Source organism: Microcoleus sp. Pol1C5, assembly GCF_036701115.1.
Classification (GTDB): Bacteria; Cyanobacteriota; Cyanobacteriia; order Cyanobacteriales; family Microcoleaceae; genus Microcoleus.
The window spans coordinates 1-18,250 of the sequence record NZ_JAUBQE010000008.1 but is presented as its reverse complement, the minus strand read 5'-3'; the positions used below and the strand labels follow the sequence as shown (position 1 = coordinate 18,250).

Sequence of the window (18,250 nt, the reverse complement as noted above, 5' to 3'; positions counted from 1 at the left end):
AGAGCAAGATTTTCATCCTGCCTAGACTTCCAACCTACTACATTTACTTTGTTTCGGTAACGGTCTAAAGTTGAGTGCAAGACTTGCAAATATTGGCTTTCATCAAAAATACATAAAAATTTTACTCGACCTTTATAAAGTTTTGGTAAAGTTCATCTATAAAATATAAAGTTTTTGAGAGAAAGTCGGCTGTTCGGTTCGTTTTCCTGAAAGCGGGCTGCAAGCTGCTTTGCCTATGCAGAAAGCAGCGGCGGCGACCGCGAGTAGGGACTTGAGCGAGTTTTTTGCCACTCTAAGCAAGCTGTATAACAGGCGATCGATACTTACGTAGTTTTGACTAAAATTCCAATTTTTTTAAACCCCTAACCCTCGCATTCTGTGCCATATTTTTCCCCACAGTCCCGGACGAATAAACCTGGTTTTTTTAAGGTAATTGGGTCAGGGAAGCAGTGAAAGTCGAAACAATAAACTAAGTTTCATTTCCCGCGCCTGACTTGTAGTAAAAAAACTGTTCCTACGTAAATTCTAGTAATTAAACACATACATTTCCTGGTCCCATCCTAATTATTCGGCAACCCAAAATAGGTGGCTCATATTGACATGAGTAATTTTTATGAGTAAAAATAGGATAAAGAAATACGATCGCACTTTAAGCAAAATCTTTAAACACAATGACAGCCAACAGACTACATTTGCTCGGATGGTTATTCATTGTTAGCTGGCTGAGTGCAGCGGCGGGTTCGGCAAACGCGCAACCCATCGCCCCTGCAGCGGACGGCACTAACACAGTTGTTACTCCCAACGGCAACCGCTACGACATTTCCGGGGGGGCATTCAGCGGAGATGGGGCTAATCTTTTTCACAGTTTTACTCAGTTTGGCCTCAGCGAGGCTCAAACGGCTAACTTTCTGATCAATCCCAATATTCAAAATATTTTAGGAAGAATTACTGGAGGTAATCCTTCTTTAATAAATGGCTTAATTCAAGTTACGGGTGGCAATTCTAATTTATTTTTAATGAATCCGGCAGGCATGATTTTCGGGCCGAATGCGAGTCTGAACGTGCCGGGATCTTTTAATGCTACTACGGCGACAGGGATTGGTTTTGGGAACAATCAGTGGTTTAGTGCGATCGGCAATAATAATTGGGCAACATTAATCGGGACACCGAATAGTTTTGCGTTTACAAATTTGCAAGGGGGAAGCATTGTTAATGCAGGCAATCTGACGGTGACACCCGGTCAAAGTTTAAGTTTGATTGGCGGTACGGTTGTCAATAATGGTCAGGTAAATGCGCCTAGCGGCAATATTCTGATCAGCGCCGTACCGGGTAACAATTTGGTGCGGATTAGTCAAGCTGGAAATTTATTGAGCTTGGATATTCAGCCGACAGTTAACCAAAGTTCTCTGCCGAACAATTGGACGCAGCCCGTGTTATCTTTGCCGGAGTTGCTGACTGGAAAAGGTGTGGCACAGGCGACGGGTTTGACGGTAAATCCTAATGGCGAAGTTGTGTTGACAGGGAATGTTGCTGTGCCGGTAACTGCGGGAACTGCGATCGCCTCTGGCACTCTCAATGTCTCTGGCAACACTGGCGGTACTGTAAATATTTTAGGCGACAAAGTAGGAGTTATTGCAGGCAAGATCGATGCTTCTGGGATTAACGGTGGCGGTAATGTACTGATTGGCGGAGATTATCAGGGTTTGGGGACTGTGCCCAATGCTTCGCGGACTTTTGTCAGCAGCGATTCGACAATTAATGCTGATGCTGTTAGTAACGGGAATGGCGGGCGAGTGATAGTTTGGGCTGATGAAACTACTCGCTTTAATGGGAATATTACGGCGAGAGGTGGCTTGTTTTCTGGGAATGGCGGCTTTGTGGAAGTTTCGGGAAAGCAATCGCTGGATTTTCAAGGATTAGTTGATTTGCGATCGACCTTTGGGATTGCTGGAACCTTATTGTTAGATCCTACTGATATTACTATTAGTACAGGTGCGGATACAGGCGGCACTTTAGCAGGGGGAGCATTTACGCCCTCTGCTGCTACTTCTACAATTAATAATGGGACGCTGCAAACACAGCTAGGTTTGGGAAATGTGACTATTTCCACTGCGTCGGCTTCTCCGAACCAAGGCGATATTACAGTCAGCGCTCCGATTTCTTGGGCTAATAGTAATTCCCTAACTCTGAATGCTAATAATAATATTAACATTAATAATACCAATATCAGCACTCAGGGAGGGAATATTACTCTGAATGCGGATACTGATAATCTAAACGGTGGTGCTGTCCGTATCCTAGGTTCGACGATCGATACTAATGGTGGTAATTTCTTGGGTAATGGTCAGGGGAATCTTGGGTTGGGGCCGGGAATCGAGTTCAAGAACAGCACACTTAATGCCGGGGGTGGAAACATTGACCTGAATGGTATTGGAGGAAAGGCGACAGCAAACAATCATGGTATTTTGATTTCGGGTGCTAGCACACTACAAACTATTGGCAGCGGGAATATTACTCTCAATGGTACTAGCGGAACCAACCCATTCATCCCCACCCCCCATGAAGGTATTGTTGTTACAGGCGCGTCTAAGGTGACTTCAGCTAATGGAAATATCACCCTGACTGGCACAGGTAACGGAACTGGAAGCGACAACAACGGGATTAACATTAATACTACCAGCACAGTGGAATCGATCGGAACAGGAAGTATTACTTTCAACGGTACTGGCGGGAACGGGACGGATGGTAATCAAGGGATATCTATTAGCACCAGCACAGTGCAATCGGCAGGGACAGGGACTATTACTCTCAACGGTACTGGCGGGAACGGGACATTTAATAATCCAGGGATATCTATTGCCAACAACAGTACAGTGCGGGGTGGGGGAAATATAAACCTGACTGGTAACGGTGCTGGGACTTTAACCCAAAACACCGGCGTTAAAATAATCAACTCTACAGTGGAGTCAACGGCGGGGAACGGGACTGTCACCATCACCGGGACGGGGGGAAATGGGACGGGCAGCAATGAAGGGATAACTATTGATAATCCTAGTACAGTGCGATCGCAGAATGGAGATATCGCCCTAACTGGAACAGGTCAGGGAAGCGCGGGCAACAACATGGGCATTTCGGTGGAAGGGCTGGTGGAGTCCACAGGCACCGGGAATCTGACTCTCAGCGGTGTTGGGGGCAATGGGACTGATAGCAATCAAGGGATACGACTTGTGGACGGCACAGTGAAAGCGCTCTCTGGAAATGTCAGTCTGACTGGTACAGGCGGTGGGGCAGGGGCTTTGAACGAAGGCATATATATAGATGTTGGTGCTACAGTCCAAACCGCAGGCTTGGGAAAGGTGACGTTGACGGGTACGGGCAGTGCAGGGACGGGCACTAATTCCGGGATCTGGCTCAACGACGGCACCGTACGATCGGAGAATGGAGATATTGTTTTAACCGGTACCGCTGTAGGGACAGCATTTAGCAGCTACGGTATTAACTTAAACACCAGCATACCGCCGGTAACGGTGCAAGCTACGGGAACGGGTAATATTAGCCTCACGGGAAGTGCTAACAACAATTCCATTCCAATTAACCTCACTGGCGGTGTAATTGATGCGGCTTTAGGTGGCAATGTCACTTTGACGGGCGATGAAATTCAACTGTTAGGGACGACTCAAGTCAATGGCAAGGGCACTATTACTTTACAGCCGCTGACACCGAGTTTAGGTATTCTGATAGGCGGTACTCAGAACAACCCTGACGTTCCTCCTTTGAATCTGATTCAGGCGGAACTCAACACGTTAAAAGGGTTTTCGCAAATGGCGATTGGGCGGACGGATGGGACGGGGGCGATCGCAATTGACCCCCCTGGTGTTACTTTTAATTTCCCCGTCACAATGCAAGCTCCCACCATAGCAGTCGATGGAAACATTACAGGTAAAAATAACGCTTCAATTACTTTTAAGGCTCCAACGACTAACTTAAACGCAAATATTCTCACCAACGAACAGAATATTACCTTTGGTGAGCAAGTCACTCTCGGTACGGGTTCTAATGTCACTCTCAATACTGGGTTAACAGATGCAGGCGACATTAATTTTGGGGGAACGGTTGACGGCGATGGCAACCTAGTTTTGACTGCGGGAACAGGCGTTATTAATGTCAACGGGCTAATAGGGGAACCAAAATCTTTACGTTCCCTGACAACAATCAATTCTTTCGATGTTAAGAATCCGATCGATTTTTCAATTAAAACTACAGGCAATCTTACCGTTGGTAGTATGAGAAATCCCGGACGGGCGATCGCCCTTACCAGCACTAATGGCGATATTGATACGACGGCTGGGGCAATTGATACCACATCCAGTACCGGAAATGGAGGCTTAATTACACTCAGTGGCAACAATATTAATGCTAGCAATCTTAACTCCAGTTCTACTGCTGGCAATGGCGGAAAAATCACACTCACGGGTCAAACCGGCAACATTTTTGCATACTCAGGAGTAATTAATTCTAGCTCTAGTTCCGGTGAAGGTGGAGATATCGCGATCGCCACTCCCAATGAAGTTGGGATAAATAGCATTGATGCTAATGGATTGCCCGGTACTGGAAATATTAGCATTATCAGCAATGAGATTGGCTTTTCGGGAGCAGGTTCCGCGCAGGGTAAAGGCACTTTTTCTATTCAGCCGTTTTCGCCGAATGTCGGAATTCGCTTCCAGGCTGGACTTCCTTTCGATCCGCAGGCGATCGATATAGGAGCACCTTTTTTATCCTCATTGCGTAATGGCTTTAGTGCCATTGTTTTCGGAGGGAACACTACTACAGGCAATATCACTGTAGAGAATTTGCCAGTATATTTTGCAGATCCTGTGACTTTCAATACTCAAGGCACTATTTCTGTAAATCCCAACCAATCGATTTCGGGAACTGATAATGCTTCAATTACTCTGAATGCTACAACTAATAACCTGAATGGCAATATTACCACCCAATCTCAAGATATTACAATTAACGGCAATACTTTAGTTGGAGATAGCATCTTAGTCAGCAATGGCAATTCAGGAGGTGGCAATATTCTGTTTAACAATAACATTGATGGCCCTGGCAATCTCACGTTAGAAACAGGTACTGGAAAAATTGAGGTTAAAGGTTTGATCGGCGACGCGACAGTATTAGGAAATCTCACCGTCAAAAGTGCTGGTACAACTACCTTTAATGCTGTCAAGGCTACCAGTTTCACCACCAATGCTGGCGGTACAACCGAACTTAAGGGCGATGTCACTACAACCGGCCCTCAAACTTATGGAGATGCAGTTACAATTGCCAACAATCCGATTCTCGCAGGCAGCGAAATTACTTTTAACGATACTGTTAACGGCAGCAGCGATTTGACTGTGAAGGCGGTTAGCGGTAATCTGACATTCAATGGTGCAGTTGGTGTTGCAAGTGCGATCGGCAATTTAACGGCTAACTCTACAGGAATAACCGCATTTAATCAAACAGTCAATGCCGCGAGTTTGACTACAGATGCTGGCGGCACAACTCAAGTCAAGGGAAATGTCACTACAATCAGCAGTCAAACCTACGGAGATGCAGTTACAATTGCCAACAATCCGATTATTTCAGGTGACAGCATTACTTTTAATAATACTGTAGACGGCACCAGCGATTTGACGGCGAAGGCGGTTGGCGGTAATCTGACATTCAATGGTGCAGTTGGGAATCCAACAAATGCGATCGGCAATTTAACAGCTAACTCTACAGGAACAACCGCATTTAATCAAACAGTCAATGCCGCGAGTTTGACTACAGATATTGGTGGCACAACTCAAATCAAGGGAAATGTCACTACAATAGGCAGTCAAACCTACGGAGACGCAGTTACAATTGCCAACAATCCGATTATTTCAGGTGACAGCATTACTTTCAATAATACTGTTGATGGTACCAGCGATTTGACGGCGAAGGCGGCTAGCGGTAATCTTACCTTCAAAAGTGCGATCGGCGAAACAACTCCTCTCACTAATTTAACTGCCAACAGCAAGATATCTTTAGGTGGCAATGTCACTACAACCGGCAGTCAAACTTATGCAGATGCTGTCACTGTTGCCAAAAACTCGATTCTTTCAGGCAGCGACATTACTTTTAACAATACAGTTGACGTAGCTGGCAATCTGGGTATTGCGGCTGATAATGTCAATCTAAAAGGAACTGTAACAACCACCAATGACGGCACACTCACAGTCACCAATAAGGTAAATCTCAATATTGAGAATAACCTGAATTTAGACGGTGCATTTATTCAAAATGGCGCTGGAACTGTTGCGGTTAGCGGAAATATAGTCACAACTAATGATAACATTAGTTTTAGCGGCCCGGTGACATTAAAAGCTCCTGTAAATTTTACACTCGGAGATGCAACTATTGCTTTCGGTTCTAGTTTATCGGCAGGTAGTAACCCGCTGACATTAACGGCAGGTGAAATAGATTTTTCTGGGAATGTTTCTGGTACTGGCGCGTTAACGCTGCAACCCGCAACAGCCGGACAAAATATTGTGGTTGGCGGAATTGATAACAATACTAGCGCTTTAGATTTGACTGCATCGGAACTTAATTTGATTCAAAATGGATTTAGCTCGATCGCCATCGGGCGATCGGATAGCAGCGCCAATATTAGTATTCCCTATAATCTCACATTTTTAGACCCAGTAAATATTCAAACGGGAACTGGTACGATCGCACTTGATGGAACTATCACCGGACTTGACAGCAGCAGTGTTGCTCTCCAAGGTTCAAGCATTAATTTGAACTATGGCATCAATACAACTAAAAATATAGATTTGACTGGCAACGTTCAACTAGGAAACCAGGTTAATCTCAAAAGCAGCGTTGGTAGTATTAATATAAAAGGTGCAATCGACGGCAATCATCTGTTGGGCTTAGATGCCGCGGATGGTAATGTGCTGCTGCAAGGAAATATCGGCGAAACAACGCCATTGTCTGTTTTGAATGTTACTTCAGCGAATGCGGAATTTATCGGAAATGTTAAAAGCAATTCTGGTTTTAACGTTACGGCTTTAAATACTAAATTAGGTGGGAATGTTACGACGAATAACGGCAACATTAATATTAGCAATGCTTTGGTTTTGACAAAGGATGCGGTATTTAGTACCGCAGGGGGAAATATTGCTTTGGGGGCGATCGACAGTGACAGCATTAATGCCCGCAACTTAACTCTAGCCTCCGGTAGCGGCAGCATCACTTTCAACGGTTCGGTGGGTGCCACCAGCAAATTAGGAAATCTTGCGATCGACAATGCTGGCAATGTGACAGGAAACTCGACAATTAACGCGCAACAATTGACAGCACTAAACACGGAAAAAGTCAACTTATCGGGAGATGTCACCGCCGCCAAAGTCGATATTACTGCCAAGGGCGATATAAGTGTTAAAAATGTTACTACTAATGGCGGAGAAATTCTCTTTACAAGCGGTAACAATTTCACCGCAGGCAATTTGAATACATCGGGCAACAGTGGCGGAAACATAACGGTTAAGGCGATAACTTCAATTACGGCCGCACAAATTAACTCTAGCGGTATAGTCGGAAATGCCGGCAATGTGTTTTTAGATCCGATCGGCGATATTCAAGTAGAGTTTATCAATGCCCAAGGCGGTAGTGGTGGCATCGGTGGCGATGTCACAGCAATAACAGGCAATTTTTTCCGGGCTACGGGTGCTTTTTCCACACCACTTTCCCCGACGGGATTTGCTAGCATTTCTACTGCTGGCGGCACAGGTAGCGGAAATATCGCAATTACACACGCTGGGGGAGATGGAGGGACGCCGATTCAACCGTTTGTGGTGGGGGATGCTGCTAGCAACGGTACGGCGGGTGCAATTACAACGGGACAATCTACCATTACATCGCAGTCGTTTCCGCGTTCTAGTAGTGTTGGTAATATTGCATTTTCGACTGATGACGCGATCGACCCGACGCCAACACTTCCACAAACAATTCCACCAACAATTCCGCCAACAACGGAAACCGTTCCGCCAACAATTCCACCAACAATTTCACCAACAATTCCGCCAACCGTTCCGCCAACAATTCCACCAACAATTCCGCCAACAACGGAAAACGTTCCGCCAACCGTTCCGCCAACCGTTCCGCCAACCGTTCCGCCAACAATTCCGCCAACCGTTCCGCCAACAATTCCGCCAACCGTTCCGCCAACAATTCCGCCAACCGTTCCGCCAACAATACCCCTGACAACGGAAACCGTTCCACAAACAATTCCGCCGACAATTCCCCTGACAACGGAAACCGTTCCACAAACAATTCCGCCAACAATTCCGCTGACAACGGAAACCGTTCCACAAACAATTCCGCCGACAATTCCCCTGACAACCGGAACAAATCAGCAGGTAACGGAAGCAATTCAGCAGGAAAATCAGCAAGTAACGGTCGTCAATCAGCCGAGAATTCAGCAGGAAAATCAGCAGGTAACGGTCATCAATCAGCCAAGAATTCAGCAGGAAAATCAGCAAACGGTCATCAATCAGCCGAGAATTCAACAGGAAAATCAGCAGGTAACGTCAGCCCTAGAATCTGTACAAGAGTCCTTAAACCCGATCGCACCCGTCCCCACACCAGCAACACCAGCATCGCCCGCAGCCACAGCAAAACCGGCACGGCAACCATCAACCCTAGATGCAGGAGACTTGCAACGCCGTGGCAAAAATTCATCGCTAGACAAGCCCGGTAGTGTAGCCGATCGAATTTTAACCATCGATCGCACTATCACCAGTAAATTACCTAGCGATTTAGTACCACCCTCACCAGCATCCAAACAAGGATCGACAGTCAACCCTACTCCTAATTTAGTTCTGGGATATCTTCCCTCTCCCGATCGACTTTTTGAAGTCAACGACATACAGAATATAGTCTGGGGAATTGAAGAAATGAGGAATCAAGAATTTGGAGAATACTTGGGGGTAAAACCCAACCTTCCAGAGGAGAATGTCTTGATTTCGACCTTTCAACAAACTTTAAAAAATATTGAACAGCAAATCGGCAAGCGGTCTGGTATTATCTACATAGTCTCGCGAGAAGATCGACTGGAACTAATTTTAGTTCCTCCCGTCGGGCGACCGATTCACTACAGCGTTCCAGAAGCCAATAGAGCAGCTTTATTCCCCACCGTCCAGGAGTTTCGCAATGAAATCACGAATCCCGCAAAACGCACTACTACCACTTATCTAGCCACCGCCCAGCAATTATATAAATGGGCGATCGCACCCCTAGAAAAAGACTTAGAAAACTTAGGAATTAAAACTTTATTACTGTCAGTCGATCCCGGATTGCGGAGCCTGCCCTTTGCCGCTTTACACGACGGTAAAGGGTTCTTGATTGAAAAATACAGTTTCAGCCTAATTCCAAGTTTTAGTTCGACTAATACCGATTATAAAGCTGTTAGAGCCGCCACCGTGCTCGCAATGGGAAGGTCAGAATTTGTTGACCAACAGCCCTTGCCCAGTGTGCCGATCGAATTGCAGGCGATTTCGGCTCAGTGGCAGAGCCCATCTTTCCTCAATTCCACTTTCACTTTAGATAATCTCAACTCAGCACACGCCAAGGGAGGATTTCGGATCGTTCACCTAGCAACTCACGCTGAATTCCAGCCGGGAAAACCAAGCAATTCCTACATTCAACTATGGAATTCCAAATTGCAGCTCGATCGCATGGAGAGTTTGAATTGGCGCAATCCGCAGGTAGACTTGTTAGTATTGAGTGCTTGTAGAACTGCTTTGGGCGATCGGGAAGCTGAATTAGGTTTTGGAGGTTTAGCAGTCAAATCCGGCGCAAAATCTGCTTTAGGGAGTTTGTGGTATGTTGACGATGGAGGCACTTTGGGGCTGATGAGCGAATTTTACCACCAGTTGCGAGGAGCCACAACTAAGGCAGAAACTCTGCAACTTGCTCAAGAGGCGATGATTGCTCGTAAAGTTCGGCTCGCAAACGGGCAGTTAGTTACAACAGCGGGCAACTTGAATTTACCGACTAACCTACAACAAGAAAACCAAAATTTTTCTCATCCTTACTACTGGAGCAGTTTCACTCTAATTGGAAGTCCTTGGTAAGCTGCCATACTTTAGCTCGTGTTGGGTAAAATCAACCATTCTAGGTTGAAATGAGAACTAAAGTCCCAGCGATTTTTATGAGGACTAAAGTCCTCAATACGAAGAGGTTTTATGATGGGTTATTACTGGCAATTAATTAAATTTTAGATTTTAAATACAACCCCACAGATGAATCTGGGGGCTTGAACTAACGTCCAAACTTTTTTTCTCACCGCGACTCCTGTGGGGATTGTATCCGTATTTCAGTCAGAGCAAGTCAAAAATTATCAGAAACCCGGAGATGCTCTATCTAGGGTTGGTCTGTCTAGGATTTGGGGCAGCAGTTCCGTAATTGACTCGACAGCCGATATTGAACAAACTCGAACTGCACTCAAGAGGGACAATCTGCTGGTCGAGGAGGGCGCTGCAACTGACATACTCGTCGTTATTAGTATCTCTTACCATACATTCGATTGGGTTAGCTCCCGATCGCGCCGACCAACTCTTCATACCTACGACTGCAATCATATGCTGCCAGTAGAATGCAAATAACGACACTGCAAACAGTACAGCAACTCCTAATCCTACTTTCAATTTCCAACTATTTAGGACATTTCCAAAACTATTTTTCACGTTTTCCACCCCAGAAATTGAGCTTTCGGTAGTTATTTCTGGAGTTGTCAAGTTTGTTTGTGTTTGTTCTGCTGGAATTTCAGACATAATGTATCTCCTATGATTGCTGGGATTTGGCTAAGCTGGCAATTGCCATCGCTATTGCAAACTTTATCAAATTTTAGCAAAACTAGCCTGTACCGACAACCGATTCGGGCAGCACCGCCGGGGAAGTGTGTATATTCAGCAAGTGCGAACCTCTTCGTTGGCGTAGCCCCCGTAGGGGCGGGCTTCGCTAACGCGATTTCTATGCCTTTTGAGGTATTGCCCAATTCACGATCGGCTATTTTGCACCGACGATAATAGAATTGTTGGGGATTTTATTTGAAAACGGCTGAAGTTAATCACCGCTTTTTTTGCCAACAGCAGAGAGCGCAGAGGGCGCACAGAAAGAGAAAAGAGAGATATATTGATTTTTGACAATCCTTTATGGTGTCGATAGCAGTTCTAATAATTCAGCTTCCGAAAGTAGTTCTATCCCCAAAGATTGAGCCTTTTCCAACTTAGAACCCGCATCTTCTCCCACAACCACATAATCTGTTTTAGCACTCACAGAACTTGTGACTTTACCTCCTGCTTTTTGAATCAAATCTTTAGCTTCATCTCGTTTCAAAGTGGGCAAAGTTCCAGTCAGTACAAAAGTTTTGCCTGCCAGTTGTAAATTTGTGCTAGCTAAATTTTGATTTTTTACTTCTGACTGCAATTGCAAGCCTGCAGTTTTCAACCGTGCAATTAAACTTTGATTTGCCGGAACTCGAAACCACTGATAAACAGCTTGAGCAATTTCCGGGCCGATGCCGTAAACCCCCTCAATCGAGGCCGCCGATACCGCTGCTAACTCTTCGACATTTGCAAACCTTTCTGTCAGCAATTGAGCGTTGACGCTACCGACGTGGCGGATGCCCAAGCCGTAAAGTACCCGCGAATAAGGTTGATTTTTCGATTGGGCGATCGCACTTACCAACTTTTCTGCTAACTTTTTACCCATGCGTTCCAAACTCATCAATCTTTCCGCAGTCAAATCGTACAAATCCGCCGCAGAATGCACCAGATTGCTATCAACCATCTGCTGCACCAACTTTTCCCCAACACCGTTAATATCCAGAGCATCCCGGCTGCAAAAATGAATCAGCGAACCCCTCAAAATTGCCGGACAAGATGTATTGATGCAGCGAGTAACGGCCTCCCCTTTTTCCCGAACCACAGGCTGTTCGCATTCGGGACAGCAACTAGGCATTTGGAAAAGTTTAGCATTTTGGGGGCGCAGTTCCGGCAAAACTCGCACAACTTCTGGTATAATTTCCCCAGCTTTTCTAACAATTACAGTATCGCCAATGTGGAGATTTAGGTCGGAAAGTCGATCGCTGTTGTGGAGAGAAGCCCGCGAAACCGTCGTTCCAGCCAACTGCACCGGTTTGAGTTCCGCTACAGGAGTCAGAGCCCCTGTTCTCCCTACTTGCACGGTGACAGCTTCTACTATTGTAGGCACTTCGGCTGCGGGATACTTCAGTGCGATCGCCCAGCGTGGAAACCTCTGAGTAAAACCCAATTGTTTTTGCAGCAAAACCGAATTAATTTTAACAACAACTCCATCAGTCATGTAAGGCAAATTTCGCCGTTCCGTATCCCAATATTCGTAATACTCCCGAACCTCATCCAAAGAATAGCAAATTTTGCGATTGGGATTTACCTTAAGCCCCATTCTTCGCAACAATTCCAACGAATCCCACTGCGTTTTCTCCTCGTTACCCTCATCTAAATGCAGAGTATAAGCAAAGAAATCCAACCGTCGCTTATCCACAATTTTAGAATCCAACTGCCGCAGCGTACCCGCCGCAGCATTGCGAGGATTAGCAAACAATTGTTCCCCAGCTTTTTCCCGTTCCCGATTAATTTCCTCAAACACAGCTAAAGACAAAAAAGCCTCTCCCCGCACTTCCACAATAGGCAGCGGATTATCTAAATTGAGCTTTAAAGGAATCGAGCGAATAGTCTTAACATTTTGAGTAATTTCCTCTCCCGCAATGCCGTCTCCGCGCGTCGCACCGCGAACTAAAACCCCATTTTCATAGGTTAATGCTAAAGCAGAACCGTCAATTTTTAACTCGCAAACATATTCAGCAGTTAATGGCTGATTCTCCCCTGCTACCTTTTGCCAGCGTTCCTGCCATTTAGCAAACTCCTCAAAATTAAAAGCATTTTCCAAACTGTAGAGAGGAATATTGTGTTTGACGCTAAAAAATTGAGTAGCAGGCTGTTCTCCCACGCGCTGAGTCGGGCTTTCTGCAGTAATTAATTCCGGATAATCTGATTCTAATTCTTGCAACTGGCGATAAAGTCGATCGTACACTTCATCTGGCATGATCGGCGCATCGAGAACATAATAAGCATAGCTAGCTTCCTGTAGCTGCTGCCTCAACTGTTGAATTTGCTGCTCTATTTCGGGTTGCATATTAATAATTTGAAAGTGTATAGCGGTTCTCAAAAAAGTGAGGTATCCCCTATGCCCACGGAGGCCTATGCCCTATGCCCACGGAGGCCTATGCCCTATGCCCTATGCCCAGTCGTACCTCATCTTTCTGAGAAAGGCTATATATTTGTTTAACCGCAGAGCAATAACATAAACACAGATAAGAGAGATGTTAGCATTATCTGCATTGATCTGCGGTTGTTGTTTGGACATTTAAGATTAATTAACGATCCCAATCTTCAACTTCATAAAGGAAACGAGTTCCCCCTATCAGCTTGCGATTGGCAGAGGTACTTTGCACAAAAACCGCATACTTTTCTAGATTGCTCGGTTTGATGCGGACTGTCTCGCCCATTGGCAAACCCAACATTTCTCGCGCTGCTTCTCCTTCAAACAAATCCCCTGTCGAACGGTCCATCAGCACAATTTCTTTCTTACCTTGGATAGTTTCTGTTTTAGTAAATTCATAAAACCCGCGCCCGGTTTTAAAAGTCAAACCATTCTCCAGAACAAAAGCTTTAATTGAAATCTCGCTGTCAACTTCTAGAATCTGAAATCTCCCCGGTTTTACGGCTCGCAATTCTGCTGATTCGTAAACAGCAACACCTTCCCGGTTCAGCATGGTATTAAACATCTTGTTTAATCCGCGACTCATGCGACCTTGACTGACAACTTCTTGTTCGTAAGCTTGCAGTTGTTCGTTAGATGACTGTTGGTAACAAACTGCTAAAAATAAATCTGTAATGTATGAAAATTGGTCTAGATTGAGGTGAAAACCGCCCGACTTTTCGGCTAGTTCTTTATAGAATAAAGTAGCGTGCTGGCGGTTGAGAGCTTGGATGCCGTAAACGGTAATTCCCATCTGTGTTAACTTATCTACTTCCTGACGCCAGTTCAGTTTTTGAGGAGTTTGAGCGGGTGCGTGCGGGATGTCGTCGCCAATGAGTACCAATGTTTTGGAATTAGTTGGAGTCCAAGAAAGTGACTGAGCTTCGTGCAAGACTAATTCATAACATTCTGGAGCATCGCCACCGCCAGTTGGCTCTACATTTTGAACAAAATTGCAAATTGTGCCGACATCGCCTGACAAATCGAGGTGTTTAGTTACGTAAGTGCTGCCAGCATCGCAATAGTCCCCGTGAGCTATAATGCCAATGCGAATGCCCGGAATTTCATCTAGCAGTCTTGTTACGGTCTCTTTAATTTTCCGACGAACTTGCGTCAAACAAGGGTACATACTGCCAGTAGTATCAAAGCTAAAAACGACTTCAATGTTGTTGTTTGCCATGACATAACTCTCCTTAACACACATCGATTTATTAGCTCTATTATAGCTAAAAAAAAGACGAGTCAGCAACTCGATTAAAAAAATCTCCTAATTCTGGCTCGCTTGATTTGCTTCAGCAGAAGGCTGGTTAATTCATCACAAATTCAAATCGAAAAAGTCGCTAAATTTCTTGTTTTCCCCGGACATAGAAGGTTGAAGGTTATCACTATCTTTTTCGCCGTTCAAGTTGCCAGCGGCGCGGGATTTGATGAATTCTTGAGCGTTTGTCTTGTTGAAAGCGATCGGTTCAGCGTGTTCAACCTGAAATACGTTGGCATAGAGATTGGCAATAATCTGTTTGCCTCCCTGGGTCAATTCCAAGTAGTTCAAAGCTGCTGGAATGTAAGGAAAAACTCCATTCCAATAAAACTTGGCGTAATTTTGCCGCAAATCTCCCGGAGACTTGTATCCCAAGATTTTATTAGTGCCGACTTCCTCAAATTCGTAGAACAGGGCACTTATTTTTCGCAGGTAATTTGGGTCGCTCAACTGACCGATCAAATCGGCAGCTCTAGCGAGTCCAGAATAATTGTTTCTGTCTTGATGAGTTTCGCTAGCAGGAACTGGAAAGCGCGTCAATTCAATATTGCGCTTGATTTGTTCGGCATCAATTAATGTGTGGCCGCCGAAGCGTTCGTCAATTACGAGTTTTCCTCGATCGACATGATAAGGAGTTAAACTGGCAGAAGTTGCGCCGATCGGCACCGAAACCATACCCCCGTCAATACCCGTAGCGTAGAGTCCCACAGCTTCTTGGTCTTGGCGGCAAACACCTTTGACGTAGCCGATATCGTGGCACAGCAGCGAAATCAGGTAGTGCAGCCAATCTTCCGGCGACACTCCCCCTTCGCGAATATGCTTGCCCCGGAGAATCTCTTGTCCCACCAAAGCCACGAGCATTGTATGTTCCACATTGTGGTACAGAGCATCGCAGTTAGCGATATTTTCCAGAGCCATAGTCCCTGCCCAGGCGATAATTTCAGGGTAGTCAGGCTTGTACTTGCCGTAGGTGCGACGGTAGCCGGCCTGCAGCTCTTGCACAAAAGCGTCAATCAGGATAGCAGTTGCATTGAACATCATAAATTCTCTCACTCAGGCTGTACTTACAAACTTGATCGAAAATATCTTGCATAATAATGGGACTTAAACATTTTCGAGCCGCTTTAGGCTCCCCAACCCCTCGCTGGCAATAGAAAGAGGTCGATCGCCTAAAAATGCCTGAAACCTTTGGTATAAATAGATTCATGCCCATTCGAGCTAAAAGTTTTTCTCTATTTGGGTTGGAAGCTATTTTGGCTTCAGTTTTTGTCTAAGTCCCGATAGCTGAAAAAATAATCAATGGGCATTCCAACAGGTTTGACCCCTCGGCGTTGAATTTTAAATTTCAGCTAGTCTTGTCAAATCAGAAAATTGCTCTCAAGGCTATGCTTCCCAAGATAACCTAATTTCCGAAGCATCCGAACCAACAGAGCGATTTTCGGCATTAAAAAGTGGCGAAACAATTTACATCGTTTCACCGACTAATGATTAGAAGTCCTAGGTGTGAAAGTTATGAACTGTCTGTTTCGGAGTCTCTCCACTGCTACCCTTCGCACTCGGCGGTCGATCGCCCCAAAATACCTAGGATTGTTTGCATTCACGGCTGTTTGCACCGCCGCACCGGCAATGGGTGCCGAGCGAATTTACGTAACTTACGGGCCGCTAGAAGAATCAGTTCCCATAGAATCTCTGGCACTCTTCGCCAAAGAAGGGAAAATAGACTCAAACTTGGACGGCTTCGCTCAGTACATCAAAGAATCTCAGCTAGCTGAGATTCGCAGCGCCCTGCAAGCGAAAGCTGAAATCAGCCACGTGACGATCGCCCAATTCCTCTACACGCCTCAAGGAGAAGTGCTGCTCAAACGCTTGGGCCGAGTAATTCAAACCAAAGCTAGGCAGCCCGGATTTTATGCCATCCGAGCCGCCCTGATTTTAGCAGCCTCAGATGCAGAAGGTCTGACAATTCTCAACGTGCTGCGGAAATTCCCCACTTATGGCATCAGGATTGACATCGCTCGCGGCTTGGGTATCGCCAACGAGCTGACATCCCTGATCAACCGTTCCAATCAGACGATCGCCGGAGTCGCCCAGTTGTCGGAAGCACAAGCAGCCTCTGAACCCGCCATACCGCCCGCCGAAATGCAGCAGCCCCAGCTACCAGGCCCCTATACTTGGAAAAAATCATCGGTAACTCTGACGAGTCCAAATCGCCCTCGCACGTTTGATATGGATATTTACCTGCCGCAGGGCAGCCCCCAACCGGCTCCTGTAGTAGTAATTTCCCACGGTTTAGGTTCCGATCGCATTTCCTTTCAATATTTAGCCAAACACCTAGCCTCCTACGGCTTTGCCGTCGCCGTCCCCGAACACCCCGGCAGCAACGCCCAACAAATCCAAAACTTAGTAACAGGCAGAGCCAGCGAAGTAGCAGAGCCAGCAGAATTTGTCAACCGCCCCCTCGACATCAAAGACCTGCTCGATTATTTAACCAAACTTTCTACAACCGATCCGACCTACCAAGGGCAGCTCGACTTGCAGCGAGTCGGCGTCATCGGCCAGTCTTTCGGGGGCTATACGGCTTTAGCATTAGGCGGGGCGGAGATTAATTTTGCACAGCTAGACAAAGATTGCGGACTCGAAAACGATACTTGGAACCTCTCCCTACTGTTGCAGTGCCGTGCCCGCGGACTAGAGCGCAACCAGTACAATTTCGACGACCCGCGCATCAAAGCTGCGATCGCCATCAACCCGATCGTCAGCAGCATTCTGGGAGAAACAAACCTCAGCAAAATCCAAATCCCAGTCATGGTAATCGCAGGCAGCGCCGATACCGTCGCCCCCGCTTTGCTCGAACAAATTCAACCGTTCACATGGCTGACATCGCTCAACAAATATCTGGTATTGATGATAAACGGGACTCACTTCTCAACGATCGAGGAATCCCCTCAAAGCCTCTTTCTGCCACCAGTAGAGGCGATCGGGCCCGAACCAGCTTTAGCCCGCCGCTACCTCAGCGGACTCAGCCTAGCTTTCATGGAAAGCTATTTGAACAACAAATCCAATTTCCGCCCGTATTTGGAGCCATCCTACGCTTTAAGCATCTCCAGAGACACCCTTGGACTGAGAATTTTGCGATCGCTCACCCCGCAACAACTCCAGCAGTTCAGGCTTTCTCCACCTCCTCGCATCCCCGCCTCTCCCCCTGTCCTCGCTCCTGTTTCCCTACCTTCTCCACCTCCCATAGCTCCTGTTCGTTAGGGTTGAGGTGCGCCTAAGAACACCCTGGCATATCTTTTCGCGCGGGGGCGATCGTCCCTGTCTCTCCTTTCATCAGCTTTCCTAATCACACTCATCAGTTTAACTGTCGCTCAACCCCTTTACAAACCTTAACAACACCGTTAATAATATAAACATCATCCGAACATTGACAACCAAATACAGCAATCATAAAACCATGACAACAACCTTACAGCAGCGCGAAAGCGCCAACGTCTGGGAACGCTTTTGTGAGTGGGTAACATCAACCGACAACCGCATCTATGTAGGTTGGTTCGGCGTCTTGATGATTCCTACCCTCCTGAGCGCCACCATCTGCTACATCATCGCCTTCATCGC

The 18,250-nt window shown here is 46.1% G+C and carries 7 protein-coding genes and 1 pseudogene; 4 read left to right on the top strand and 4 right to left on the bottom strand.

All coding sequences use genetic code 11. From position 1 onward, the window contains the following. The first annotated feature begins 671 nt into the window (after positions 1-671). Positions 672-10,148 carry a CHAT domain-containing protein gene (locus QUA23_RS06485; RefSeq protein ID WP_333075192.1) on the top strand — a complete coding sequence of 3,159 codons (9,477 nt, stop codon included), beginning with the start codon at positions 672-674 and terminating at the stop codon, positions 10,146-10,148. Positions 10,149-10,433: 285 nt separating this feature from the next. Here QUA23_RS06485 and QUA23_RS06480 read toward each other — a convergent pair whose 3' ends face one another. Beyond that, positions 10,434-10,847, bottom strand: coding sequence for a hypothetical protein (locus QUA23_RS06480; protein WP_333075191.1), 414 nt, complete (start codon positions 10,845-10,847; stop codon positions 10,434-10,436). A gap of 12 nt (positions 10,848-10,859) precedes the next feature. Between QUA23_RS06480 and QUA23_RS06475 the strand changes: the two genes are divergently transcribed. Then, on the top strand, positions 10,860-11,102 hold the full coding sequence (locus tag QUA23_RS06475; RefSeq protein ID WP_333110326.1) for a hypothetical protein: 243 nt from the start codon (positions 10,860-10,862) through the stop codon (positions 11,100-11,102). A gap of 124 nt (positions 11,103-11,226) precedes the next feature. Here the strand turns inward: QUA23_RS06475 and ligA are convergent, their stop codons facing one another. The 3 genes from ligA to QUA23_RS06460 form a co-directional block, all read right to left on the bottom strand. Next, on the bottom strand, positions 11,227-13,251 hold the full coding sequence (ligA, locus tag QUA23_RS06470) for an NAD-dependent DNA ligase LigA (RefSeq protein WP_333075189.1): 2,025 nt from the start codon (positions 13,249-13,251) through the stop codon (positions 11,227-11,229). Positions 13,252-13,492: 241 nt separating this feature from the next. Next, positions 13,493-14,557: a vWA domain-containing protein gene (locus QUA23_RS06465; protein ID WP_333075188.1), complete on the bottom strand. Its 1,065-nt coding sequence runs from the start codon at positions 14,555-14,557 to the stop codon at positions 13,493-13,495. A gap of 135 nt (positions 14,558-14,692) precedes the next feature. Further along, the gene (locus QUA23_RS06460) at positions 14,693-15,673 is read right to left on the bottom strand and encodes an Npun_R2479 family HD domain-containing metalloprotein (RefSeq protein ID WP_333075316.1); all 981 of its coding nucleotides are present in this window, start codon (positions 15,671-15,673) and stop codon (positions 14,693-14,695) included. Positions 15,674-16,147: 474 nt separating this feature from the next. Between QUA23_RS06460 and QUA23_RS06455 the strand changes: the two genes are divergently transcribed. After that, the gene (locus tag QUA23_RS06455; protein ID WP_333075315.1) at positions 16,148-17,893 is read left to right on the top strand and encodes an alpha/beta hydrolase; all 1,746 of its coding nucleotides are present in this window, start codon (positions 16,148-16,150) and stop codon (positions 17,891-17,893) included. Between the two features lie 196 nt (positions 17,894-18,089). Next, positions 18,090-18,250 (top strand): annotated as a pseudogene (locus QUA23_RS06450) (photosystem II q(b) protein); the annotation flags it as partial.